The organism is Pseudovibrio sp. Ad37, from assembly GCF_001623075.1.
GTDB lineage: Bacteria > Pseudomonadota > Alphaproteobacteria > Rhizobiales > Stappiaceae > Pseudovibrio.
The window spans coordinates 1-23,285 of sequence record NZ_LMCF01000218.1; the positions used below are offsets into that span (position 1 = coordinate 1).

The 23,285-nt window shown below is 52.3% G+C and carries 20 protein-coding genes and 2 tRNA genes; 15 read left to right on the plus strand and 7 right to left on the minus strand.

From position 1 onward, the window contains the following. Positions 1-245: 245 nt before the first annotated feature. A tRNA-Lys gene (locus PsAD37_RS23445) sits at positions 246-321 on the minus strand. Between the two features lie 20 nt (positions 322-341). After that, positions 342-417 (minus strand) — tRNA-Lys (locus tag PsAD37_RS23450). 860 nt (positions 418-1,277) lie between these two features. Between PsAD37_RS23450 and PsAD37_RS23455 the strand changes: the two genes are divergently transcribed. The 3 genes from PsAD37_RS23455 (at position 1,278) to PsAD37_RS23465 (ending at position 4,621) form a co-directional block, all read left to right on the plus strand. Next, a complete protein-coding gene (locus PsAD37_RS23455) occupies positions 1,278-3,050 on the plus strand; it encodes an acetolactate synthase 3 large subunit (RefSeq protein ID WP_063298293.1) in 1,773 nt (590 codons plus the stop codon). Between the two features lie 19 nt (positions 3,051-3,069). Continuing rightward, a complete protein-coding gene (gene ilvN / locus PsAD37_RS23460) occupies positions 3,070-3,663 on the plus strand; it encodes an acetolactate synthase small subunit (protein WP_057465780.1) in 594 nt (197 codons plus the stop codon). A 199-nt stretch (positions 3,664-3,862) separates the two neighbouring features. Further along, positions 3,863-4,621 carry a pyridoxine 5'-phosphate synthase gene (locus PsAD37_RS23465; RefSeq protein WP_063298147.1) on the plus strand — a complete coding sequence of 253 codons (759 nt, stop codon included), beginning with the start codon at positions 3,863-3,865 and terminating at the stop codon, positions 4,619-4,621. Between the two features lie 72 nt (positions 4,622-4,693). Here PsAD37_RS23465 and PsAD37_RS23470 read toward each other — a convergent pair whose 3' ends face one another. Further along, positions 4,694-6,100 (minus strand): glutamine synthetase family protein, encoded by a 1,407-nt coding sequence (locus tag PsAD37_RS23470; protein ID WP_063298148.1) that lies wholly within the window; start codon positions 6,098-6,100, stop codon positions 4,694-4,696. A 376-nt stretch (positions 6,101-6,476) separates the two neighbouring features. On the opposite strand from PsAD37_RS23470, the gene PsAD37_RS23475 reads away from it, so the two are divergent. The 3 genes from PsAD37_RS23475 (at position 6,477) to PsAD37_RS23485 (ending at position 8,441) form a co-directional block, all read left to right on the plus strand. Continuing rightward, positions 6,477-7,352, plus strand: a complete 876-nt coding sequence (locus PsAD37_RS23475) for a hypothetical protein (protein ID WP_208992046.1) — start codon at positions 6,477-6,479, stop codon at positions 7,350-7,352. 98 nt (positions 7,353-7,450) lie between these two features. Next, positions 7,451-8,032, plus strand: coding sequence for a DJ-1/PfpI family protein (locus PsAD37_RS23480; protein ID WP_063298150.1), 582 nt, complete (start codon positions 7,451-7,453; stop codon positions 8,030-8,032). Positions 8,033-8,063: 31 nt separating this feature from the next. Further along, positions 8,064-8,441: a ribbon-helix-helix domain-containing protein gene (locus PsAD37_RS23485; protein WP_063289897.1), complete on the plus strand. Its 378-nt coding sequence runs from the start codon at positions 8,064-8,066 to the stop codon at positions 8,439-8,441. A 40-nt stretch (positions 8,442-8,481) separates the two neighbouring features. On the opposite strand, the gene PsAD37_RS29430 is transcribed toward PsAD37_RS23485, so the two are convergent. Beyond that, the gene (locus PsAD37_RS29430) at positions 8,482-10,014 is read right to left on the minus strand and encodes a triacylglycerol lipase (protein ID WP_275078342.1); all 1,533 of its coding nucleotides are present in this window, start codon (positions 10,012-10,014) and stop codon (positions 8,482-8,484) included. A gap of 300 nt (positions 10,015-10,314) precedes the next feature. Between PsAD37_RS29430 and PsAD37_RS23495 the strand changes: the two genes are divergently transcribed. The 4 genes from PsAD37_RS23495 to ilvC all read left to right on the plus strand — a co-directional run bounded on the left by PsAD37_RS23495 (position 10,315) and on the right by ilvC (position 13,458). After that, entirely contained in the window at positions 10,315-10,836 is a 522-nt protein-coding gene (locus tag PsAD37_RS23495) for a YeeE/YedE thiosulfate transporter family protein (protein ID WP_063298152.1), read from the plus strand. An 11-nt stretch (positions 10,837-10,847) separates the two neighbouring features. After that, entirely contained in the window at positions 10,848-11,450 is a 603-nt protein-coding gene (locus PsAD37_RS23500; RefSeq protein WP_063298153.1) for a YeeE/YedE thiosulfate transporter family protein, read from the plus strand. A gap of 255 nt (positions 11,451-11,705) precedes the next feature. Next, positions 11,706-12,335, plus strand: coding sequence for a TetR/AcrR family transcriptional regulator (locus PsAD37_RS23505; protein WP_063298154.1), 630 nt, complete (start codon positions 11,706-11,708; stop codon positions 12,333-12,335). Positions 12,336-12,438: 103 nt separating this feature from the next. Beyond that, positions 12,439-13,458 (plus strand): ketol-acid reductoisomerase, encoded by a 1,020-nt coding sequence (ilvC, locus tag PsAD37_RS23510; RefSeq protein ID WP_063298155.1) that lies wholly within the window; start codon positions 12,439-12,441, stop codon positions 13,456-13,458. Positions 13,459-13,578: 120 nt separating this feature from the next. Here ilvC and PsAD37_RS23515 read toward each other — a convergent pair whose 3' ends face one another. Then, a complete protein-coding gene (locus PsAD37_RS23515) occupies positions 13,579-14,058 on the minus strand; it encodes a carboxypeptidase-like regulatory domain-containing protein (RefSeq protein ID WP_063298156.1) in 480 nt (159 codons plus the stop codon). Positions 14,059-14,070: 12 nt separating this feature from the next. Then, complete coding sequence (locus PsAD37_RS23520; RefSeq protein ID WP_063298157.1) at positions 14,071-14,568, minus strand: hypothetical protein; 498 nt, start codon at positions 14,566-14,568, stop codon at positions 14,071-14,073. 307 nt (positions 14,569-14,875) lie between these two features. On the opposite strand from PsAD37_RS23520, the gene PsAD37_RS23525 reads away from it, so the two are divergent. From PsAD37_RS23525 to PsAD37_RS23540, 4 genes are all read left to right on the plus strand, one after another. Further along, a complete protein-coding gene (locus PsAD37_RS23525; RefSeq protein ID WP_208992047.1) occupies positions 14,876-16,081 on the plus strand; it encodes an MFS transporter in 1,206 nt (401 codons plus the stop codon). Between the two features lie 136 nt (positions 16,082-16,217). After that, positions 16,218-17,420 carry an MFS transporter gene (locus PsAD37_RS23530; protein WP_063298159.1) on the plus strand — a complete coding sequence of 401 codons (1,203 nt, stop codon included), beginning with the start codon at positions 16,218-16,220 and terminating at the stop codon, positions 17,418-17,420. 23 nt (positions 17,421-17,443) lie between these two features. Next, complete coding sequence (locus PsAD37_RS23535) at positions 17,444-17,884, plus strand: GNAT family N-acetyltransferase (RefSeq protein ID WP_063298160.1); 441 nt, start codon at positions 17,444-17,446, stop codon at positions 17,882-17,884. Positions 17,885-18,068: 184 nt separating this feature from the next. Then, positions 18,069-20,114 (plus strand): alkyl/aryl-sulfatase, encoded by a 2,046-nt coding sequence (locus PsAD37_RS23540; protein WP_063298161.1) that lies wholly within the window; start codon positions 18,069-18,071, stop codon positions 20,112-20,114. A gap of 156 nt (positions 20,115-20,270) precedes the next feature. Here PsAD37_RS23540 and PsAD37_RS23545 read toward each other — a convergent pair whose 3' ends face one another. Then, a complete protein-coding gene (locus PsAD37_RS23545) occupies positions 20,271-21,749 on the minus strand; it encodes a tetratricopeptide repeat protein (protein WP_063298162.1) in 1,479 nt (492 codons plus the stop codon). A 313-nt stretch (positions 21,750-22,062) separates the two neighbouring features. On the opposite strand from PsAD37_RS23545, the gene PsAD37_RS23550 reads away from it, so the two are divergent. Beyond that, the gene (locus tag PsAD37_RS23550) at positions 22,063-23,205 is read left to right on the plus strand and encodes a GNAT family N-acetyltransferase (protein ID WP_063298294.1); all 1,143 of its coding nucleotides are present in this window, start codon (positions 22,063-22,065) and stop codon (positions 23,203-23,205) included. The last annotated feature ends 80 nt before the right edge of the window (positions 23,206-23,285 follow it).

Sequence of the window (23,285 nt, forward strand, 5' to 3'; positions counted from 1 at the left end):
TCACTAAACCGGGCGTTAGAAAGTCACGTTTTGTCGTCCTTCTAACGCTCATATTTTGTAGGGAAAGAAAAAAGGCCGCTGTGCACGTTATATCGCCCACCTATGCAAAATCTCACGCCGCGCCACAGGTAAAATCGCGCTTTCAAACGCTCTCATTTGCTTACATAGTGCTGACACAGGGCACAAATGCAAAAAGCTCCCGGAAGGGAGCTTTGCTAAACCTCTTTATATACCATGAGGTTAAATGGTGAGCCCGCACGGGTTCGAACCGTGGACCTACTGATTAAAAGTCAGTTGCTCTACCAGCTGAGCTACGGGCTCACTAAACACGAGACGTCTATTGGTGGGTGCATAGGGATTCGAACCCTAGACCGGCTGATTAAGAGTCAGCTGCTCTACCAACTGAGCTATACACCCAAAACGTTTCCCGCCGAAGCGATGGCGGGTGTATATAAAGCCTTTTGCGAGAGCGCAAGGCCCTACGTGCAACTTTTCGAAAATGTCTTGTGTAAAGTAAACTTATCCCAGACTAACCTATGCAAATCTACGAATTTTCGCAGCACAAACACAATTCAGAAGTGCGAAACGCGAAAAAACACCGCAATTTTCGCAAAGCTGCCTTCTTATCAATTAGTCCAACGCAAAATTTTCACAGATCTCCCAGCCACGGTCTATCTCAAATCTTCTTAGCAGTCACAGGCGTGCACTGCAGCTAAAGTCGTTCCACCATCATCGCACTGCAAAATCCCGTATTTCTGCGGGTTCGCTCAAGCGCAACAATTGCGCTTAGAAAAGCCAATGCAAACAGAGCGAGTATAACTTTCCGTGACGCAACTTCTGCAAAGCACGCTGACTGTTGCAGATAACTCAAGAAAACGAGAGGTCTTTGCGGCGCAACATTAAGAAGAAGCCACTTGACGCTTTTACGTATCTAAGCCTAATCTCTCCCCGAATTTCAGAGTTTACCTGAGCGATTCAATGGTGAAGCGCGGTAATCTCTTTCACGGTTGGAATTATGTTAAGGGAGAGTGGAGCCCTGAGGCTCCCAATACCAAAATGCAAACTTCAATTCTTCTTATCGTGGTGGGACGCGCGTCGCCGGAGTGAGCAAGCTCACTCGGAACGGTTAGACGCGCACAAGGAGCCAAACGGCTCCTTTTTTTATGGCTAATTCGCAGTGATGTTTAAAAGAGCACCTCTGCAAAACAAACAGTCGGATTGATTGCACACCCTTCAATCAGGCAAAACGAGCAGATACAGGCAACAAGGACTTGATGATGCAACGGGAGATGACAGGCGCTGAAATGGTTCTCCAGGCGCTGAAGGACAACGGGGTGGAACATGTATTTGGATACCCTGGTGGTGCAGTTCTACCCATTTATGATGAGCTGATCCAACAGGACGCGATCCAGCACATCCTTGTCCGTCACGAGCAAGGCGCAGGCCATGCTGCTGAAGGCTATGCACGCTCTACCGGCAAAGCCGGCATTGCTCTGGTGACCTCTGGTCCGGGCGCAACCAACATGGTGACTGCCCTGACAGATGCCATGCTCGACTCCATCCCCATGGTCTGCATCACCGGTCAGGTACCAACCAACCTCGTTGGGTCTGATGCGTTCCAGGAGTGTGACACCGTTGGCATCACCCGCCCGTGCACCAAGCACAACTGGCTGGTGAAGGATGTTGATGATCTGCCTCGCATTCTCCATGAAGCGTTTTATGTTGCACAGTCTGGTCGTCCCGGCCCTGTTGTAGTTGATATTCCAAAGGATGTTCAGTTTGCCATCGGCACCTATGAAGGCCCCCAGGCAAACCCGAGCAACCACAAAAGCTATCGCCCACAGCTGAAAGGCGACATGACTGCCATTCGCGCAGCTGTTGAGCTGATGTCAAAAGCCAAACGCCCTGTTTTCTATACAGGCGGCGGCGTCATCAACTCCGGCGCGGCTGCAAGCCAGCTGCTGCGTGAACTGGTAGACCAGACAGGCTTCCCGATCACATCCACTCTGATGGGTCTGGGGGCTTATCCGGCTTCTGGCGAACAGTGGCTCGGCATGTTGGGCATGCATGGCACCTATGAAGCCAACATGGCCATGCACGATTGTGATCTGATGATCTGTATCGGTGCACGCTTTGATGACCGCATCACGGGCCGTCTGGACGCCTTCTCACCGAACTCCACCAAGATCCACGTGGACATCGACCCATCCTCCATCAACAAGATCGTTCATGTTGATCTGCCGATCGTTGGCGATGTGGCACACGTTCTGGAAGACATGGTTCGCATCTGGCGCGCCTCCAGCTTCCACTCTCAGCCAGAGCTGAAGGAATGGCAGACACAGATCGCCAAGTGGCGCGCACGCGATTGCTTGTCCTACCGCCACAGCGACGATGTCATCATGCCTCAGTACGCATTGCAGCGTCTGAACGCAGCCATCAAAGGCCGCAAGGATGTTTACATCTCCACCGAGGTTGGGCAGCACCAGATGTGGGCAGCGCAGTACCTTGGCTTTGAATCGCCAAACCATTGGCTGACCTCCGGCGGCTTCGGCACGATGGGTTATGGTCTGCCAGCAGCCATTGGCGCACAGGTTGCCCATCCAGACGGGCTGTGCATCAACGTTGCAGGCGATGCCTCCATCCTGATGAACATTCAGGAAATGTCGACAGCCGTTCAACACGGTCTGGCCCCTAAAACATTCATTTTGAACAACTCCTACATGGGCATGGTTCGCCAGTGGCAGCAGCTGCTGCATGGCAACCGCCTGTCCCACTCGTATACTGAAAGCCTGCCTGACTTTGTAAAATTGGCAGAAGCCTACGGCGGCAAAGGTATTCGCGTTACCAAACCGGGTGAACTGGATGACGCCATTCAGGAAATGATTGAGACACCGGGTCCGGTTCTGTTTGATTGCTGCGTCGCTCAGCTGACCAACTGCTTCCCAATGATCCCATCAGGCAAAGCACACAACGAAATGCTGTTGCCAGATGAAGCAACTGATGAAGCCGTTGCAAACGCCATCGACACCGCTGGCAAGTCATTGGTATAGGTAAGCTGGGAGAAGCATTATGAACGCACAGAAAACAGACGCTCTATCGGCCTATTTCCTAGCCGAAACCAGCGATGTCCTCGAAACACATACTCTATCTATCATTGTAGACAACGAACCTGGTGTTCTTGCCCGCGTGATTGGCCTCTACTCTGGCCGTGGCTACAACATTGACAGTCTCAGCGTCTCTGAAACTGAGCACGAGAAACACGTTTCCCGTATCACGATTGTGACCACAGGTACTCCTCAGATCATTGAGCAGATCCGCCACCAGCTGGATCGCCTTGTACCGGTGCATATCGTCCGGGATCTGACCGTTGCAGCACGCAATTCCAATCAGGAAAAGCCGCTTGAGCGAGAGCTGGCACTGATCAAGGTGCGTGGTGAAGGAGAAAAACGTCTGGAGGCCCTGCGTCTGTCAGAAGCTTTCAGGGCAACTGTCATTGATGCAACCATTGATCACTTCGTTTTCGAGATCACAGGCCGCACCAATAAAATCGATCAATTCATCGAAATCCTGACACCACTGGGTCTTGTTGAGGTTTCACGTACGGGCGTTGCCGCACTTTCACGCGGTTCCCAAGGTCTTAAAGACTTGCAGGATGAAATTTAACAGTTAGAGGACAATTTTGTCCTATTGATATTGAGCGGCGTCTTTTGCAAGTCTGTGAAGACGCCGTTTTATTTTGATAATCTAGAGCGTATCCCCGACAGGTGAGAACCGGTTCTCGGATAAGGGTACGTGAAGAATAAAAAAGTCAGGGCATGGCGTATAAAGGCGACATGCCCTGACTCAAAAAAGAGTATGCCCCATGAAGACGCCTAGCCGCTTATCTGTCAACGTAAACGCTGTAGCAGTTCTGCGAAATCGCCGCGACGTTCCGTGGCCAAGTGTGACGCATCTGGCAGCCCTCGCCCTCAATGCAGGCGCCAAAGGCATCACCGTGCACCCACGCCCGGATGAGCGCCATATTCGCCGCACGGATGTTGAAGACATTTCCAAAATGCTGCGTGAAGAACTGCATGGCAAAGAACTGTGCCTCGAAGGCTATCCGGATGAGCGCTTCATGGAGTTGGTGGAGCAAACCCGCCCGACGCAGGTTCTGTTTGTACCGGACGACCCGTCCCAGCAGACCTCTGACCATGGCTGGGACTTTTCCGAGAACATGGATCTCCTGAAAGAAGCCATCAGCACTGCAAAGTCCTGGGGTGTGCGCACATCACTCTTCGTGGATCCGGAACCAAGCCAGCCAGCTCTTGCAGCTGAAGCAGGCGCTGAGCGTATCGAGATCTACACCGGCCCTTATGGGGCCTGTCATTCTGACAAGGAAGCCGAAAAGATCGAGCTGGAGAAAGTCGTTGCCACCGCAGAAGCGGCAAGAGCAGCAGGCCTGCTGGTCAATGCAGGACACGACCTCACCGTTGAGAACCTGCCAGCTCTGATTGAGCGCGTACCATACATCTCAGAGGTCTCCATCGGCCACGGCTTCACTGCCGACGCTCTGGAACATGGTTTCACCCAAAGCGTTCGCCGTTTCCGCCACGCCCTTGGTGAGCCGACAGAACTCTAAGAATTATCCCGTTTCAAAGAAGAGCCTGCTGTGATCCGTTACAGCAGGCTTTTTTGTGTGTAGCTGCTGAATTCAAACCCCTTCAAAATACCGCAGAAACTCAAAGCTGGTGATGTCCTTCTCAATCCATGCTTTGAACGCCTTCAGCTCATTCTCCCGGCTACGTGCATACTGATCCGCCAGCGACGACCCCAAGGCCTCCTTCACAAACTCACTCTCCCGGAAGAGCTCCAGTGACGCTTCCAAGGATCGCGGCAACTTCTCCAAGCTTTCATCCTTACCCGGATCACCAATCAGCATTGCCGGTGGCTCCTCCCCCTTGCGAAGACCTTGCAGCCCAGCGGCAGCAATCAAAGGCACGATGATATACGGATGGGTGTCAGCCCCCGGACACCGATGCTCCAAGCGGACCGCTTGCGGGTCAGGACTGGAAATCACGCGCACCGCACTCACGCGGTGCTCATCTCCCCAACACACTTCTTCAGGACAACCAGTAAATCGGGAAAGCCGGCGGTAAGAATTGATCGTTGGCCGAAACGCCAGATGAGACGACTGCATCTGCTCCAGAAGCCCAGCTACAAAGAACCTCCCCCGCTCACTCAGCACCGCCTCCCGATCATAAAATACATTGTGCCCCATCTCGTCATAGAGGCTGATGTGCACGTGGGTTCCGCACGCAGAATCCTGCCCCATCGGCTGATAACGCGCCATAAAAGTCGCAATCAGATTATGCTCCCGGCAAAGCTCTTTCAGGTGATGACGTGCCCGCACTGCATTGTCAGCAGCCTGCAACGGCGAGGTTGGCGACAAGGCAACCTCATACATGCCCCAACCAATCTCACTCTCCATTGAGGACACCCCGATGCCAAGCGAGTCCATACGCACCCGAAACGCTTCCATCAGATCCATGTAATCCGGGTCACGATTGACCGAGTCATATTGCAGTGAATGACCAAACGGCTTGAGTTTATGATGCTCGCCTGCCTCAACCAATGCACGGTCAAAGTGAAAGATCCCAAACTCAAACTCCATCCCAACTTTCATGGTGAGTTTCAACTCGGCAAGTTTCTCTTCCAGCATTTCCAACGGGCGCCACACATCCAGTGAAAAGCGCTCTCCACCCCGTTCATAACAGTTGAGCAGAACCTCAGGGACCTCAGACCGCCACCCCAGCTGGCACAGGGTGTTACCATCTGCCAAACTGTGCAAGTTGCCAAATCCTGTATGATACCAGACATGCGGAGACTCGTAGATCTGCTCACCTGCAGGCTGCCCGTCACCGTGAGGAATGAGGTAAAGCGAGGAATTGGTGGAACATCCCTTCTCCAACCCATCCAGATGCTGAAGTCGGCACCGCAAAAGCCCGTTCATATCCGGAACCTGCGTGATGACCGAATGTACGCCCCGCTGCCTCAACTGCGCGATTTGCTTGGCCAGCCCTTCCTTTGAGGCGGTTTGCTGTTCCCAAAATGTCGTCATGCCTGATCCACTCCAAGATGTACAAAGCACCTTAAAGTCAACGCTGATTGCAAAGCATGGAAGAATTTGGCGACCTTTAAACTAAATCTCGCATCCGCATAAGTTGCAAGTAAATCCTCAAGACTACCTAAGCAGTGTAATTGGTACACAGGCGCCTCGACGCGAATTATCGACAAAAACCACATCAAGCCTATGAAATGATGAAAATAAGTGCCCCCATACCCACCGTGCAGATCAGCAACACTCGTAGAGATAACTAATAGTTTATTGCCAGAAAATTGTAAGGATACGGATTTCTGCTAGGTTGGACATTCCCTAAGGACACCCCATCAAGAATAATAGAAACATGCGCTCTTTATACCTCCTGGCTATCCCCATGGCTCTTGCTGCACATCCCCTCAGTGCACAAGAAGCCAACCACCAAACAGAAGCTCCACGAGAGCTTAACGCAGGCGGTTTTGTCGGCGTCAACGTTGGCCGCTCTTTCTTTGAGGCTGATCAGATCGACACGAAAGATCAGGAACCAAACACCCTTGGCTTCTATGGATCTTACGCTCTGCCACTCTTCCAACAGTTCAGCCTGCAGGTAGATGGAGATCTCGAATACTACCAGTTCGACACCAAGGACGGTGACAACACCCTCCGCGACGGTCTGGGAGCAGTCCACTTCGCTTACAAAGACCCACAGCAAGGCCTGTTCGGTGTCTTTGGCGGCGGGGGTGTAACTGTTGACGGTGGAGACGACACCTCCACCAAAACCTTCCAGTTCATCGGCGTTGAAGGCCAGTATTACCTTCAGGGCATCACCCTGTTCAGTCAGGCTGGCTTCCTTGATGGTGATGACGACCAGAACGAGACCATCGACAACGGCCTGTTTGCCCGTGGTGGCGCAAGCTACTACTTCACACCAAACACCAAGTTGACCGGCTCTCTGTCTTACGTCAGTGGTGATCGCTACAATCACCCAAACCCGGGTGATGCGCGCGATGGTGAGGTGAATATCTTCAGCTGGGGTGCGGAGTTCAAACAAAGCTTCACCGCTCTGCCAATTGGTCTCAGCGCTTCCTACAATGGTCATGACTTCCAGATCAAAGGTGATGAATCCGACGAACCGGTCATTCATGAGTTCCGTTTTGGCGCATTCTTCCAGTTCGGCACCACAACATTGCAGGAAAACGACCGCACAGCAGCAGGCTCTGATCTGCCACAGCTGAAACGTTGGATTTCCCTCTCAACCAACGAAGTCGACTAAGCCTCTGAGATAAGGCTGAGCTATGTAGTAATACGCTATTACCCGCTCAGCCTCTTCCCTTGCTACGTTTCCCTCGCAGTCACATCTGGGAGGGAAACATGTCTGCCAAAAAAGTGCTTATGATCACCGGTGATTTCACCGAGGATTACGAAACCATGGTGCCGTTTCAAACCTTAGGCGCCGTTGGTCATGATGTTCACGCCGTTTGCCCGGATAAAAAGGCAGGCGATACAGTCGCAACATCCATCCATGACTTTGAAGGTGACCAGACCTACACCGAAAAACGCGGCCACAACTTCACACTCAACGCCAGCTTTGACGCCATCAACCCGGCCGATTATGACGCACTCGTCATTCCCGGTGGCCGTGCACCAGAATATCTGCGCCTGAACCCAGCCGTTCTGGACATGGTGCGTCACTTCTTCAAAGAGAACAAACCGGTTGCAGCCATCTGCCACGGTGCTCAGCTTCTCTCTGCTGCTGGCGTGTTAGAGGGCAGAACCTGCTCCGCTTATCCGGCCTGCGCACCAGAGGTCACCATGTCTGGCGGCAAGTTCGCTGACATCGACGTGGCTGACGCAGTCACTGATGGCAACCTTGTAACAGCGCCAGCATGGCCTGCTCATCCAGCATGGCTCAAGCAGTTCCTTGCTCTGCTGAACCAGCCTGCTTATGCTTAAGAAGCAGCACTAGACAATTGCGGAGGGGACCATGTGTGAGCTTTTCATCAAAGCAGATACTGACCTGTGGGAGAGCACAACACGCTCCCTTCGCATTGACCGTATGGTCACCAGCGTGCGGCTGGAAACTTATTTCTGGACCATCCTTGAAGAGATAGCTAAGCGTGATGACATGTCCGTTGGCCAGCTTCTGACACGTCTGCACAATGAATCCATCGAAGCAGGGCATGACTTGGGCAACTTCACCAGCTTCCTGCGCGTGTGTTGTCTCCGCTATCTCTCGTTACAGGTGACAGAGGATATCCCGAAAGACAAATCCGTCCCGATCAGCACCCTCAATGCTCCTCAGTTGCTGAAGAACGAACGCGCCTATCGGGCACAAACACGTGCCATAGAAAACGCAAGTTAGGCTCCCCTCACCTTCTTCAGCGAGAGAAGCCAATCAACTGCTACGCAAAGACAAAGTCTTCAGCGCTCAGGCTATGAGTGAACAACCACCCCGTATCCACCTCCAGCACATCATTGCCATAGGATATGGTGATCCATCCTCCCAAAACTGTCTCGTTGATATCCAGCTCCGAAAAGGAGCTCACACCGGCGGCGGAAAGATCAATGGTGTCCTCGCCAACGTCGAAGTCATCAATCACATCCTTCACACCATCATCCGCAAAGCAAAACGTGTCGGCACCATCTCCCCCAACAAGGAAGTCACGGCCCGCACCATCCCGCAGAACATCGTTACCATCTCCACCTTCCAGAATGTCATCACCGGAACCGCCAAGCAGCTGGTCATTGCCATCTTCCCCGCGCAGATGATCATCACCAGCAAACCCTTCCAGGGCATCATCACCATCATTCCCGCGTAGCAGGTCATTGGAGGTTGATCCGAGGATGTAGGCATCCTGTCCATGGTGACCAGTTGGGTCCAGCAGAATTGGAATATCCTCAACCCACGTATCATCACGCTTCTGATCAGAAAGCCCGGAGATAATCACCACGCTGTCCCGATTCATCTCGCTATAGAACGCGGAGGCGTTGATCGCATTGAATGCCGTGCTGTAGTTGAAAGGCAGATGCGCCGACCAGCTCGGCAGGTTGAGCAATCCGCCCCCATCCCAAAACAACGGTGTATCATACCAATCATTGAAAATGACGATATTGCTGGTGTCGTAGCCGTAGTCCGTATCGTTACCCGTCAAATCCAGACCATCAGACGAGATCGTCGAGGGCACCGGATCGTTTTCCAGATCAAAGCTGAAAAGCTCAGCTCCACTGTCCAGAACAGCAGCGCCATCCTCCGGCGTATAATGGCTAGCAAATGCCATGTAGTTGGCATCCACAAAGAAGCCATCCAGCCAGTCATTGCTGCGCTCTGCCATGTTGGCAACAGCACCGCCACCCAACGAATGGCCTGTCACAACCAGATCACTACCATCCAGACCATGCCCGACCATGAAATCCTTCAGCGCAGCAAGCAGCCCGCCGAACGCTTCTTCAACGTAATGCGGTTCATCCTTGAAGAACTCAAGATAGTCGATCACATCCCCAATCGTGTCGGTAACAATGTTGTCCAATGTCCCCGTCGTTCCACGAAACGCCAGCGCAACCTGCGTGATGTTGCCTTGATCATCATATTTGGCCAGCATATCCGCTTGCGCATCTTTGAACTTGAACGTCTCTCCCTGAAACGTCCCGTTGTGATCAACGATTGCACCATCATACCCAAGATCAGCAGCAGAAAGGACCGTCCATCCCTTCTCCTCAATCCTGTCGCGTGCCGCTTGTTCACTCTCTCCGCTCAACAATCCGGCTTGATCTTCAGTTCCCCAAAGAGTTCCGACTAGTGTTCCCAGCGAGAACCCGTTGGCTTGATACGCACTCCCAAGCGCATCATCCAGCCCGTGATAACTATAAAGCATCAAGTCCAAAGCATCAGACATGAGCTGTCGCGCGTCATTCCCTTTATACTCAAATAAAGACATCATCCCTCCCGAATGCAAAGCAACTACATCCTGAAGGAAAACGCTGATCTCACAATAATCAATACCAGTACTATGAATTCCATATTTCAAATATTTGAAATGCGGATGGATGTTCATCCAGCAAGCAACAGATAACCTAACCAACGCCTATGAAACTATTAGATTATAACTGGAAGTTCTTGCTACAAGGACAAATTCATTCAGCTCATCTAAATCCCAACTCTCCTTCAAATTTCTCTTGTATATTAGTTTATTAGAATATATTAATATTATAAATTAGAGAGATCGGAGGGTAATCAATTGGATCTTCTCAGGCAAAACGTTTGGTCCCCCTACCTGGCGGGCATAATCATTGGGCTCCTGCAAATCCCGACTTTCTTGCTGGTTGATACCGCACTGGGAGCATCATCCTCTTTCGTCACCGGCACAGGCTTTATCTTCTCGCTCTTTGATTCCAGCATCACGGAGATCAAGTATTTCGCCAAGTACATGTCCAAGGACAAGTACTTCTGGCAAAGCGCATTGGTCATCGGCATCGCTCTGGGCGCTCTGATCTCCTACAAAGCAAGTGGACGCAAAGCCAGCTTCTCATCCGCCAGCTGGAAGAACATTGGCGCAAGCTCGGCACCAGTTGCCCGCCTCCTGCAAGGTTTCATCGGCGGTTTCGTTCTGCTGGTTGGCGCCCGCATCGCAGGCGGCTGCACATCAGGACATGGCATCTCAGGCCTTGCTCAACTCGGCGTTGGCTCCAGCGTTGCTGTTGCAGCCATGTTCGCAGGTGGCATCGTCACCGCCAATCTTCTTTACAAACGCGCATCCTAAGGAGAGGTCATATGGAAATTTTCTGGCTTGTTATCCTCGGCCTCACCATGGGCATCATCTTCGGTGTCGCACTGGAAAAGTCATGCGTCATGGAACCCGGCGTTCTCATCGGTCAGTTCCTCTTCAAAGACTACACCATGCTTAAAATGTTCCTTGCAGCAACAGCAACTGGTCTGGTCGTCCTCTCTGGCCTGACCGCACTCGGCCTTGCTGAGCTGCACCCGAAAAGCTTTGTTGTTGGCAACATCATCGTCGGCGGCACCATCCTCGGCGCAGGCATAGCCATCGCAGGCGCGTGCCCGGGCACAGTCTTCGCTCAGATTGGCCGCGGTTACAAAGACGCATGGCTCACTGTCATCGGCGGCATCATGGGCGCAGCGTTTTATGGCTACAACAAATCCCTCATTGACGGCGTGTTGGACATGGGCAGCCTTGGCAAGATCACCTACGCAGAGCTGTTCCCACCCCTGCCCTTCTGGATGCTCGGCCTCATCACCGCAGCTGCCCTCGTCGTGGTCATGATTGCGCTGGAAATGTACCGCCCATGGAAAGTGGATCGTGGCATGGACCAGAACAACGATGCATCTGCCAGATCAAATGCTGCACATGCATAATTTAAGAGCCCCCAACTGAACTGACTTTAGTTCAGATCAGTAATGCCCCGAAGGAGCACAGACCTTCGGGGCATTTTTTTGCGTGAATGAGAAAGGATCAAACCAAACTCACCCTAAGACACCTAATTTTGTTGCGCTCACTCTGCATTTTCCCTCACTTTCCTGTTGCATCCATTTCGATTCTACGGCATAACCGAACCGTACCGTACGGTACATAAAATTAAACAAGCCGAACCGCTGGAACTAGAACTGCATATGTCCACTGAGCCAGAACAACCAGACTTTACAGACCGCCAGCGTGCGGTACTGGACAAAGCGCTGGAGCTGCTGGTGGAAGGCGGCGAAAAGGCGCTGACAACAGCCGCCATCGCTCGCGCTGCGGGGTGCTCGAAAGAGAGCCTCTACAAGTGGTTTGGAGATCGCGATGGATTGCTGGCTGCAATCGTGACCCGTCAGGCCTCCAAGGTTATTCCGGGTGCTGATCCAGCTGCAAACATGAGCGAAGACGGCCTACGAGCCGCATTGGAAGAATTTGCCAGAAACCTGCTGGAGACCATCTCCGGCGACGTTTCTCTGGCCCTGAACAGACTTGCCATCGGGCAAGCCAGCAAATCTGAAACCGGTCTTGGCGCCATCCTCGAAAAGAGTGGCCGCGCCCGCATTGGCAGACAGACCACAGCATTGCTGGAAAAAGGATGCACACTTGGCTACCTGCACTGCGAAGACCCGCAGGAAGCCTACAGCACACTTTACGGGCTGGTCGTTCGCGATCAGCACATCCGCATGCTTCTGGGCGGCACCGCACAGGCATCGGCAAAAGACTTGGAACTGGTTGCCCAAACAGCAGTCAAACAGTTCATACAGCTCTACGGAGCACAGAATTAAAGCGCCTCTCTGGAAAGAGGAAACAGATTTTCAGGGATACGCAAACCAAAAACTAGACCATACGTGCTTTGGGAAAGGCACGGGCGAAACAAAGGGTAGTACCATGCGCGTATATTATGACCGCGATTGCGATTTGAACCTGCTCAAGGGCAAGAACATCACCATCATCGGCTACGGTTCTCAGGGTCGTGCACATGCAATGAACCTTAAAGACAGCGGCGTTGCAGGCATCACCATCGCTCTGCGCGAAGGTTCCACAACACGTCTGAAAGCTGAAGCAGACGGCTTCACTTGTAAGACTGTTGCAGAAGCTGCAAAAGACGCAGACCTGATGATGATGGCAACTCCTGATGAGCTGCAGGCAGACATCTGGAAAGAAGAAATCGCAGGAAACATCCGTGACGGCGCTGCAATCGCTTTCGCACACGGCCTAAACGTTCACTTCGGCCTGATCGAGCCTAAGTCCACCATCGACGTTCTCATGGTTGCACCAAAAGGCCCAGGCCACACAGTTCGCGGCGAATACCAGAAAGGCGGCGGTGTACCTTGTCTGATCGCTGTTCACCAGGACGCAACAGGCAACGCAAAAGACCTCGGTCTGGCATACGCATCCGGTGTTGGTGGCGGCCGTTCCGGCATCATCGAAACCTCCTTCCGCGAAGAGTGTGAGACCGATCTGTTCGGTGAGCAGGCAGTTCTCTGCGGTGGTCTGGTTGAGCTGATCCGCGCTGGCTTTGAAACTCTGACCGAAGCTGGTTACGCACCAGAAATGGCATACTTCGAGTGTCTGCATGAAGTGAAGCTCATCGTAGACCTGATCTACGAAGGTGGCATCGCCAACATGAACTACTCCATCTCCAACACCGCTGAGTGGGGTGAGTACCAGACTGGCCCGCGCATCGTGACTTCCGAGACCAAAGCAGAAATGAAGCGCGTACTGGAAGAAATCCAGAACGGCACCTTCACCTCTGAGTGGATCCAGGAATACAAGGCTGGTGGCGCGAAATTCAAAGCAACACGCCGCCTGAACGACAAGCACCCAATTGAAGAAGTTGGCGCAAAGCTCCGCGAAATGATGCCTTGGATCTCCGCTGGTCAGCTGGTCGACAAAGCGAAGAACTAATCTGATCCTCATCGCAGGATACGCATAAAACAAAATCAGAGCGGCAGTTGAATTTAATCTCAACTGCCGCTCTGATTGTTTTTATAAAGATCAATGCACTGAAGACTTGGTCACCCGGTTTTATCTCTGCAGGTTCGGCTCAACCTCAAGCTGAATTTTCCCGGCATCAACGGCATCAGGCTGCAAACTGAGCATGTTCTGAAAGAAGCTCTTTTCTTTAATTTCTATGGTTTTCTTGTCTCGTCGGCTTGCAACACTGCTGGCAGGCAAAGCTTCATCAGAGGGAGCAACCGAAAACTCTTTTGCTAAACCCTCTGGCAGCTCAATTGAATATTCACCGCTATCAAGATTATAGGCTCTGAAAAAACCCTGATCATCCGTGAACACAGTAATGGCCTTATCGCTATCCTTGTTTTTCAGCAGCAATGGAGCATTCGCAATAGGTTCATTTTGATCATCAACCGCCTGACCACACACCGAGGCCGCAGGCGCACCTGTCACGGCATCACTCCCCTCGCATCCCCCCATCGAGAACGCTGGTATACTGACCAAAACCAATGCGAAAAACATCACAAAACGAGCGAAATGGCGGATCATCATCTACGCTCCTCCTTAGCGGTTTTTGCTCAAAACAACGGTCGGCTTAAACTTCTCACCTGCATTAAAAAATCGGGGAGCAACATCCGGATCGCCCAACGGGACCAGATACCCGTTATAAGACTTCCAGTTGCTGGGAACGGTTAACTTGATCTCAAGCTCCTCCTCGTTGCCCCAACTCTCCACGGAATCCCATTCATCGCTAACAACGGCCAGCGCAACCATGTTGACAGAGTGCGGTTGCTCAATTCTGACCGTAGCAACAAGCTCAGTCAGGTTGGGAGAATTGCCAAATTGCTGCAGGCAAAAGACAATCAATCCTCCACCGATGAATGTCACAGCAATCGGCGCCGCGTTTGTTTTCAGCTTGCCAAAAAATGGAAGTTCAAGCTCAACAACGCGCCCTTCATTGTCAACAAATCGCTTTTCTTTAATCAGCGCATAGACCGACAAAATGGCGATAAGACCGCCAAATAAAATACCCGTAAGAGCAAGAATAAAGGCAAAGAGCATCCAGACCTCCCACCAATCACTCCAAAAATATCCCAGCCAATTCGAAAAAACCAACCGTCAATATTCGAGAAGAAAAGCAGCGACGCGCAAACAGAATAAATCCAGTTCACCTTTATTCGATCAACAATAATCAATAATCTTCCAAAGGCTTAGAGATCTACGACATCCAGAAAAACCTGAGCCTTCACTGTGTTTTTTTGTGCTTAAAATTGCTCACTTTACACGACACCCTCATCAGGTAATTTACGTAGTATTAGAGCGATTGGCCCGAAATCATCTTTTGCAAGGTTAGGGCGTGGAGTTTTTCTTGAATCCTATTAGCAGTCCATTACAACGACTTGATAAGTTCCCAATTTTATTCTTCGCAGTGATGTTTTTCGGCGCATTTTCGATTGCCTTCGTAATCCCATTATTGAGCACCTACATCATCGAGGAATTGCAGGAACCAGCGTTTAATCTTGCACTAGTCATCGGCGGATTTTCGGTTGTGTCTCTTGCCACCAACCGCATTTTTGGTGGTCTCATTGATGGTGGTAACCGCGTCAAACCATTGCTTCTCATCAACATTTGCGCCTTCACTGTTCATGCTCTCATCCAATTGACTGCCCCCTCCTACCTGTCTCTCGTCATTCTCGGCATTCCGTTGATCGGCATCAGTGCTGGTGCTCTCTCCACCATGTACTCCACGGGTCGGTTGATTGCAGAGCAGACCGGACGCGATCCGGGCACCTTCAACCTTCACATGCGTATTTGCCTGTCGCTTGGGTGGGTCTTTGGTCCGCCTGCGGCCTTCCTGCTTTATGGCACCTATGGGTTTCAGGAAATCCATCTTGCAGCAGCTATTTCAGCCTTCATCTGGCTCACCCTTTGCCTGCTGTTCATCCCCGCAACGCTGAAAACTCACATCAAGAAGCATGCTCAGGAAAGCAGCACTGCCAACACAGTTCCCATGATGTTGCTGATCGCATGTGTTCCCGTATTTGCCTTGTCCGCCGCAAACAGCGTTTTCTTTTCGGCAGGCCCCGTTTACTTCATCAAGGAGATGGGCCTCTCGGTCTCCGTCCCCGGCTGGGCTTTTGCAACCAAAAGCCTCTTTGAAGTCATCATCATCTATTTTGCAATCAAGCCAACACAGCGGATTGGCGAGCGGAATATGATGTTACTTTCTGGCCTCGGCGCCATGCTCTTCTTTGCAACAATCACAAGCGCTACCTCTGTTGGACAAGTGCTCATGCTCTGCATCATTGAGGGCATGTACTACGGCATTTGCGCCAGTGTGGGCATCACGTTCATCCAGAACTACGCCCGCCACAAACCCGGCATCGCGACCTCATACTTCGTCAATGCCATCTTCGTTGGCGGCCTGGCAGGTAATGTCCTCACTGGGCTTATCGCATCCTACACCACCTTCCAAAACACAATCCTAAGCAGCGTCGTCCTTGCAGCCCTGGCCACCTTGATCCTGCTGGTCATCAAGCCCCCCCAACACCAGCAGCTTGCACAAACATCCTGAGCATTTGCGCTGGCCGGAACAGCGCACATAAAAGCGCGAGAACATCTCCTGCTTGCAATTCCTTCAAGGAGATGTATCAATACGTACATTCCCCGCAAGACTCCATAAGTCTTTCCCCATCACCTTTGGATTCCCCATGCGCTCTATTCCTGCGGCTCTGGCAATGCTGGATCGTTTCCCAATACTGATTCACGCCTACATGCTCATTGGCTCTTTGGCGATTGCTTGCCTCATCCCGCTCTACAGCTCTTATGTTGTCACAGAGCTAGGCGAGCCAGCATGGAAACTCGCGGTCTACATCGTTGGTTCAACCGCCATCACTTTGTTTTCAAACCGCTATTTCGGCGCACGTATTGATGCCGGAGCACGGCTGAAACCTATCTTGATATTCTGCTCCACGCTTTACATGCTCAACATGGGCCTTCAATCAACGGTACCAGCCTACTGGATGTTGCTGATGGGTGTGCCGCTCATGGGTGTCTCAGGTGGCGTGCTCTCCACCATGTTCTCTTTTGGCCGCCTGTTCGCAGAACAAACCAATCGCGAACCCGCCAAGTTCAACTCACACCTGCGCATCGCTATGTCGTTGGGCTGGATGGTCGGCACACCACTGGCCTTCACACTCTACGGCATGTTCGGCGTCAGCTCCATTTTCCCGACAGCCGGCGTCATCAGCATCTGCTGGGTGGCAATGGGCATATGGATCGTTCCCAAAAGCTTCACCACCCACCATCCGATCAAGACCAGCGAGAATGGCAGGATTGAGCCAGTTCCGTTCGCCCTCATCCTCGCCTGCCTGCCCATATTCGCGCTCACCTCGGCCAATGTCATCTTTGTATCCGCAGGTCCTGTCTTCTTCATTGAGGAGATGGGCTTCCCAACAGCAACACCGGGCCTCGCCTTCTCAGTCAAATGCTTCGTCGAAGTCTTAGTCATCTTTGTTGTCGTTAAACCTGCTCAAAAGCTGGGTCAGAAGAACGCTATGCTGTTCTCGGCTCTGCTTGGAACACTCTTCTTCCTACTGATTGTACGCGTAACAGAGCCGTCACAAATCTACCTGCTCTGCGCACTGGAAGGTCTGTACTACGGCATCAACGTCGGGCTTGGCCTCACATTCATTCAGGCATACGCACCCCATCGACCGGGGATCGCCACTGCGTCCTACACAAACGCCATTTTTGCTGGAGCGTTGGTTGGCAACATGATGACCGGCACAGTGGCAAGCATCACCAGTTTCGGAAACACCATCCAGTTTTCCGCTCTGCTCACGCTGCTCTCCGCCGCAATTTTGATGTTCGTCCGGGCTCCAAAGCCTGAAACCAGTCTCCAAACCTCCTGAACGACAGACGTAAGCAATTGAAAATGACCCAAATTCTGGAAATCGAAATCTCAACCGACAAAGACAAACTTCAGCGCGACAAGATCTATCAGTTCCTCTCGGAAGTTTCTTATTGGAGCAAAGGCTTGCCGCGGGATGTCTTTGACAGATCCATAGAAAACTCACTGTGCTTCGGGCTGTATCTGGCAAATGGAGAGCAAGTTGCGTTCGCCCGCGTCATCACAGACAAAGCCACCTTTGCTTATCTGGGTGATGTCTTTGTCACTCCCGCTCATCGAGGCAAAGGCCTCTCCAAACAGCTCATGCAAGCAATCGACGCCCACCACGAACTGCAAGGCCTCCGCCGTGTCCTGCTGGCAACAGCAGATGCGCACGACCTCTACAAACAATTCGGTTTCACCCCACTTGGCGCGCCCGACCGCATGATGGAACGACACAACAAGGCGGCTTACCAACAACACTGAGCTCCAGGACCAGGACCAGGACCAGGACCAGGACCAGGACCAGGACCAGGACCAGGACCAGGACCAGACTTCCTCGCAAAATTAGGCCTTCAGCAACCAAAAACTTCATTTCAAACAGTGGTTGAGCTGAGGCTTTAACCGCACACCTATAAGGAGAAGGGCAACTCTACTCTGGAGGTCGGGAATGACGCTCAATAAAACCAAGAAATCCCTTGCCCGCCAAATCTTGTGCGCAACTGCCACCGTAAGCATCGCATGGTCTCTCTCGCTCACCGCGACCACCGCAGAGACCATCACCAAACCGGCGACACGCTTCACCGGAGATCTTTATGAAAACATCTTGAAGCAACTGCATTTCTCCGACGAGCAAGACTTCAAGGATGCGCAGGCAGGTTATCTCGCTCCACTACCAGACGGCGGCGTGGTCAAAAACGCCAAGGGCGATATCGTCTACGATCTCTCCAAGTTTGACTTCATCATGCAAGGCTCCATTGCCCCTGAAACGGTCAACCCAAGCCTCTGGCGTCAGTCCCAGCTCATTTTACTGAGCGGCTTCTTCCAGGTGTCAGAACGTATCTTTCAGGTGCGCGCGGCAGACCTCTCCAACATCACCTTCATTGAAGGCGATGAAGGCATCATCATCGTAGATCCGCTAATCTCCGAGGAAACCGCCCGCTACGCTCTGGAGCTCTATTATGCCCAGCGCGGCAAGAAGCCGGTCAAAGCCATCATCTACACCCACAGCCATGTAGACCACTTCGGCGGTGTCCGCGGCGTGGTGGATGAAGCCGATGTCGCCAGCGGCAAAGTCAAAATCTACGCCCCCGAAGGCTTCATGGAACATGCCGTCTCAGAAAATGTAATGGCCGGCAACGCCATGAGCAGACGCGCCTCTTACATGTACGGCAACCTGCTACCGCACTCTCCGGAGGGACAGGTCGGCGCGGGCCTCGGCCCAACCACATCAAGCGGCACGGTCACACTCATTCCGCCAACCGATATCATCAGGGACAACGGCGAAACCCATAAGATCGATGGCCTCACCTTCGATTTCTGGATGGCTCAGGATTCAGAGGCTCCCTCAGAGTTCTTCTTCTACATTCAGGAGTTCAATGCTCTCTGCACCGCAGAAGATGCCACCCACACAATGCACAACACATACTCATTGCGTGGTGCGAAACTCAGAGATCCACTGGGCTGGTCCAAGTACATCAACGAGGCCATCTACAAGTACGGTAAGGACGTTGAAGTCCTCTTCGCTCCGCACCACTGGCATCTGTCTGGCAATGACACCATCGTGAAACACCTGCGCAACCAGCGCGATCTGTACCGCTACATCAACGATCAGCCATTGCGACTGGCCAACCATGGCTTCCGCATGACTGAGATTGCCGAGATGTTGGAAGTGCCGGAAACATTACAAAACGACTGGAGTACCCGCGGATACTACGGCTCGTTCAATCACAACGTAAAATCCACTTACGTGAGGTATCTGGGCTGGTTCAACGGCAACCCCGCCACACTGCATGAGTATCCAGAACGCCTGTCTGGCCCCAAATACGTCGAGTTCATGGGCGGTTCGGTGATCTTGCTCCAAAAAGCGCAGGAGTCCTTTGACAAGGGTGATTACCGCTGGGTGGCAGAAGTGCTCAACCATCTGGTCTTCGCAGAGCCAGACAATGAAGATGCCGCGCAATTACAGGCAGACGCGTTAGAACAGCTCGGCTATCAGGCAGAATCCGGTCCATGGCGCAACTTCTACCTCTCCGGCGCTAAAGAACTTCGGTCCGGCATTCAGGAACTGCCTGCCGTTGATACAGCCAGCCCGGATATCATTCGCTCTATGGATGTGGATCTGCTCTTTGATTACGCGGCCATGCGTTTGAACAACACAAAGGCGGGCGATCAGCAAATCAAGCTGAACTGGATCTTCCCGGATACAGATCAGAAATATGCAATGGAACTGCAAAACGCAGCGCTCAGCCATATTGAAGGATACCAGCTGGAGAATGCAGACGTCACGGTGACACTGGACAGAAGCACACTCGACAACATCATGCTGGGCATGGAAACCTTTGATGAGGCCATCAAATCCGGCATGATCACAGTGGATGGAGAAGCCTCCAAACTGACCGATCTGCTGGCAATGCTGGACAGCTTTGATTTCTGGTTCAACATCGTGCGCCCCGTGCCGCTGGACAAGGCCAACCAGAGTACACCAAGCAAATAGCAGGCTTGCATTTATGCCTGAAAGAGCCGGTTCAACACCGGCTCTTTTTGTATCTAGAGCGTGTTCCCGAAAAGTGGTTCCGGTTTTCGGATAAGAATACGCGCAAAATTAAAGAGTTAGAGCTTGGTGCGTGAATGCATATGAGCGCAACATGCTCTAATTGTTGCTCTGGGTTCTCAAGCGCCATTCAAGCTGGCGCAGTGCCCTCTCGGCTTCACGATATCCTTGATCAGCAGCCATCTTGTAAAAGTCCCGAGCCTTCACAAGATTGCGGCCCAGACATCGCCCGCTTTCATGACAGTATCCAAGCAGATAAAACGCTTCCGGCACGCCTTTGGACGCGGCAAGCAGAAACATCCGTGCCGCCTCACCTGGGTTCGGCTCTTCATTGAAGCCCTGCAAATAGACTTTGCCCAGCAACACGTCTCCCACAGGCTCTCCTCTTTCAGAGGCCTGCTGAAACAGCTTTTTCGCCAAGTCCACATCCTGCCGCACACCGCGTCCGTTCAGGTAAAGCAGCCCGGCATTGGTCAAAGCAAACGGAAAGCGGGCTGAGGACGCCGTATAAAACTCCAGCGCCAACTCATAGGACTGTGGGACACCGCGCCCGTTCTCATAAAGCACACCCAGATCATTCAAAGCCTGTGCATTGCCCTGTTTAGCCGCCGCTTTGTAAAGCCGGATCGCCTTTTCCAGGTTTGGTTCCGTTCCCTGCCCAAGCAGATAAAACCGCCCCAGTGCAAACTGCGATCGCGCCAATCCGCGCCGTGCCGCCCGCTCATAATGAAAGAAAGCCAGTTCAAGATCTCGTTTAACCCCGACCCCGTCTTCATAAAGCGTGCCAAGATAATGGTTGCCCAGCAAATGTCCCTCACCAGCCGCAACACGGTAATGCCGGATTGCAGCAGCAAGGTCCGCCTCGCCGCCATCTCCATTCTCCAGCAGCTCACCAAGAGGCACATGCGCATCTATAGAGCCCAGAGAAATAGCTTTGCGATAAAGCACACGAGAGCGCGAGGTATCCCGCTCAACGCCAACGCCATCACGATACAGGCCAGCAAGGTTTTCAATGCCCTGCATCAACCCGGCCATGGCAGCGCCTTTCACCCAATAAAAGGCCAGCTTCGGATTCCGCGCCACACCGATGCCATGCAGATAGAGAAGGCCAAGATTGTTCTGCGCCCAGGCATCTCCCCAGTCTGCGGCAATCTGGTAAAGCTCACGTGCTTTCTCCGCATCAGGCGCACCATGCTTGCCCTGCCGGTAGATTTCACCCAGATTGTTGTAAGCAGCCGCAAGCCCCATCTCACCAGCTTTTTCATAAAGCTCCATGGCAACGGGCAGATCCCGCGGCACGCCGTGCCCCATCTCATGCGCCACGGCCAGCCCGAAGACGGCCTCAGCATTACCAGCAAGCGCTTCTGCGTTCAGGGAGGTTATCACCGCACTCTTGGATATCTCCGCCCGTGTGGAACGGTGGATCTTCCCTGCCCGGTTATGAAGAAGCGTCAGCCCGCCAACACCCTTGGTCAGCAGGAGTTCCTTTTCACTCCCACTTGCTTGCCAACTCACGGCATGAGCGGGCAGGCCATTGGCAACCGCAAGCAAGCAAAGGAGTGGCAAAAAAATGCGCATGAGTACCTTCTCAACTGTGATTGTCACGGGTCAGAAAGAGCGCCATGCGAAAGGGCAAACACGTCATGCTTGCCCGGAAAGCTCTTGTCAGCCTACGAACCTCATGCAAATAGTTAATCGTTAATCTTTTCGGGTTGGATATCCTTCAAATCACATTGGTCACTTGAAACCATTTCCTCTTTTGGGCCACTATTGGCTGGTTGTTTCAACTAGACCGAAAAGAAGACTGGCAAATCTTTGGCCTCAACTTCCTCGGGCTTAAGCACAAACGGTGCTGGTTGAATTTGGAGAATTAAGAAGAATGCATTGCCAGATGCGGCTCGCCGCAAAAAGCCAAGCCATTGCCCTTACAGATATTATGCACGCTGCTAAAGGTCACTGGGGATACGATCCGCAGGACATGCAGGAGTTTCGGGACCATTGGAAAATCACCCCGGAAATGATCGAGGCAGATCCAATCCTTGTCATCACCGACCACGAACGACCACTTGGTTTTGCACGCATCACCAGGGAAAATGCAGAGACCGCCCTGCTGGATTGTCTGTTTGTGTTGCCCGAAGCACACGGCAAAGGCCACGGAGCCTGGTTGTTGGAAGGGGCTGAAGAAGCAGCCAAACGCATGCAATGCACGCGCATGCGCCTTGAATCAGATGCAAACGCAGCTCCCTTTTATCAGCACCACGGTTATCGCAGCACAAGCAACAGACCGAGTGCCTTCAAAGGTGCTGGCCCGATCGAGCACATGCAAAAAGATCTCACCCCGCAAATCCATGAGATCGCAGATGTCAGTTTGAACCTTAACACCTCCGATTGCTGGGATTTCGCCACCAATAACAGTGAGGCTATCAAGGAAAACTGGCAGACATTGATTTCCGATAACCCGGATCTTTGGGATGGTAAGGTTCTGTCATTGTACCAATACTCCTTGGACCAGAAGCAATTTTCCGGTGATCTGGTAGAAATCAACTACTCCGAGTTCCTCGCATGGCGCGACTGGGGCTTTCCTGACAGAAGCGCCAAAAACCTGTTTGGCTGCGCAGTCCTCCGTTCCAGCCAGGGCCATCTCGTATTTGGTAAAATGGCGGGAAACACCGCAACAGCAGGTCAGGTCTATCCACCCGGCGGCAATCTTGATCTCAACGATATCACGCCCGCTGGGAAGGTGGATATCTTCAGCTCCATCGCTCGCGAGCTGGAAGAAGAAACAGGCCTCACATTGGATCAGGGAGAGTTGGGGGACGTCTTCGCAATCGAAGATGGGCCACGCCTCGCAATCGCGCGTATTTTAACATTGCAACTCACCTCAGACGAAATCCTTTCAAAAATTGCACATTTCAACGCAAACCAGAAAAAACCTGAGTTAGAAGAAGCAGTTATCGTAAAATCCCGTGAGGATCTTAAGGACTACAGCGTCCCCCCATATGCCTTGGCGCTCACCGCACACCTGTTAAATTAACGAGCTATCTTCATTTGCAGACTTGTATTTGGCGCCAAAACAATCTTGAGTGGCGCTCAAGCAACCCTTTTTCGCAAGTT

Coding starts and splice junctions, on each gene's coding strand:
- PsAD37_RS23500 (WP_063298153.1), top strand. CDS start 10,848: ATGGAAATTTTCTGGCTTGTTATCCTCGGCCTCACCATGGGCATCATC.
- PsAD37_RS23520 (WP_063298157.1), bottom strand. CDS start 14,568: ATGCTCTTTGCCTTTATTCTTGCTCTTACGGGTATTTTATTTGGCGGT.
- PsAD37_RS29430 (WP_275078342.1), bottom strand. CDS start 10,014: ATGTCTTTATTTGAGTATAAAGGGAATGACGCGCGACAGCTCATGTCT.
- PsAD37_RS23480 (WP_063298150.1), top strand. CDS start 7,451: ATGTCTGCCAAAAAAGTGCTTATGATCACCGGTGATTTCACCGAGGAT.
- PsAD37_RS23505 (WP_063298154.1), top strand. CDS start 11,706: ATGTCCACTGAGCCAGAACAACCAGACTTTACAGACCGCCAGCGTGCG.
- PsAD37_RS23545 (WP_063298162.1), bottom strand. CDS start 21,749: ATGCGCATTTTTTTGCCACTCCTTTGCTTGCTTGCGGTTGCCAATGGC.
- PsAD37_RS23515 (WP_063298156.1), bottom strand. CDS start 14,058: ATGATGATCCGCCATTTCGCTCGTTTTGTGATGTTTTTCGCATTGGTT.
- PsAD37_RS23470 (WP_063298148.1), bottom strand. CDS start 6,100: ATGACGACATTTTGGGAACAGCAAACCGCCTCAAAGGAAGGGCTGGCC.
- PsAD37_RS23485 (WP_063289897.1), top strand. CDS start 8,064: ATGTGTGAGCTTTTCATCAAAGCAGATACTGACCTGTGGGAGAGCACA.
- PsAD37_RS23465 (WP_063298147.1), top strand. CDS start 3,863: ATGAAGACGCCTAGCCGCTTATCTGTCAACGTAAACGCTGTAGCAGTT.
- ilvC (WP_063298155.1), top strand. CDS start 12,439: ATGCGCGTATATTATGACCGCGATTGCGATTTGAACCTGCTCAAGGGC.
- ilvN (WP_057465780.1), top strand. CDS start 3,070: ATGAACGCACAGAAAACAGACGCTCTATCGGCCTATTTCCTAGCCGAA.
- PsAD37_RS23475 (WP_208992046.1), top strand. CDS start 6,477: ATGGCTCTTGCTGCACATCCCCTCAGTGCACAAGAAGCCAACCACCAA.
- PsAD37_RS23455 (WP_063298293.1), top strand. CDS start 1,278: ATGCAACGGGAGATGACAGGCGCTGAAATGGTTCTCCAGGCGCTGAAG.
- PsAD37_RS23540 (WP_063298161.1), top strand. CDS start 18,069: ATGACGCTCAATAAAACCAAGAAATCCCTTGCCCGCCAAATCTTGTGC.
- PsAD37_RS23535 (WP_063298160.1), top strand. CDS start 17,444: ATGACCCAAATTCTGGAAATCGAAATCTCAACCGACAAAGACAAACTT.
- PsAD37_RS23550 (WP_063298294.1), top strand. CDS start 22,063: ATGCGGCTCGCCGCAAAAAGCCAAGCCATTGCCCTTACAGATATTATG.
- PsAD37_RS23530 (WP_063298159.1), top strand. CDS start 16,218: ATGCGCTCTATTCCTGCGGCTCTGGCAATGCTGGATCGTTTCCCAATA.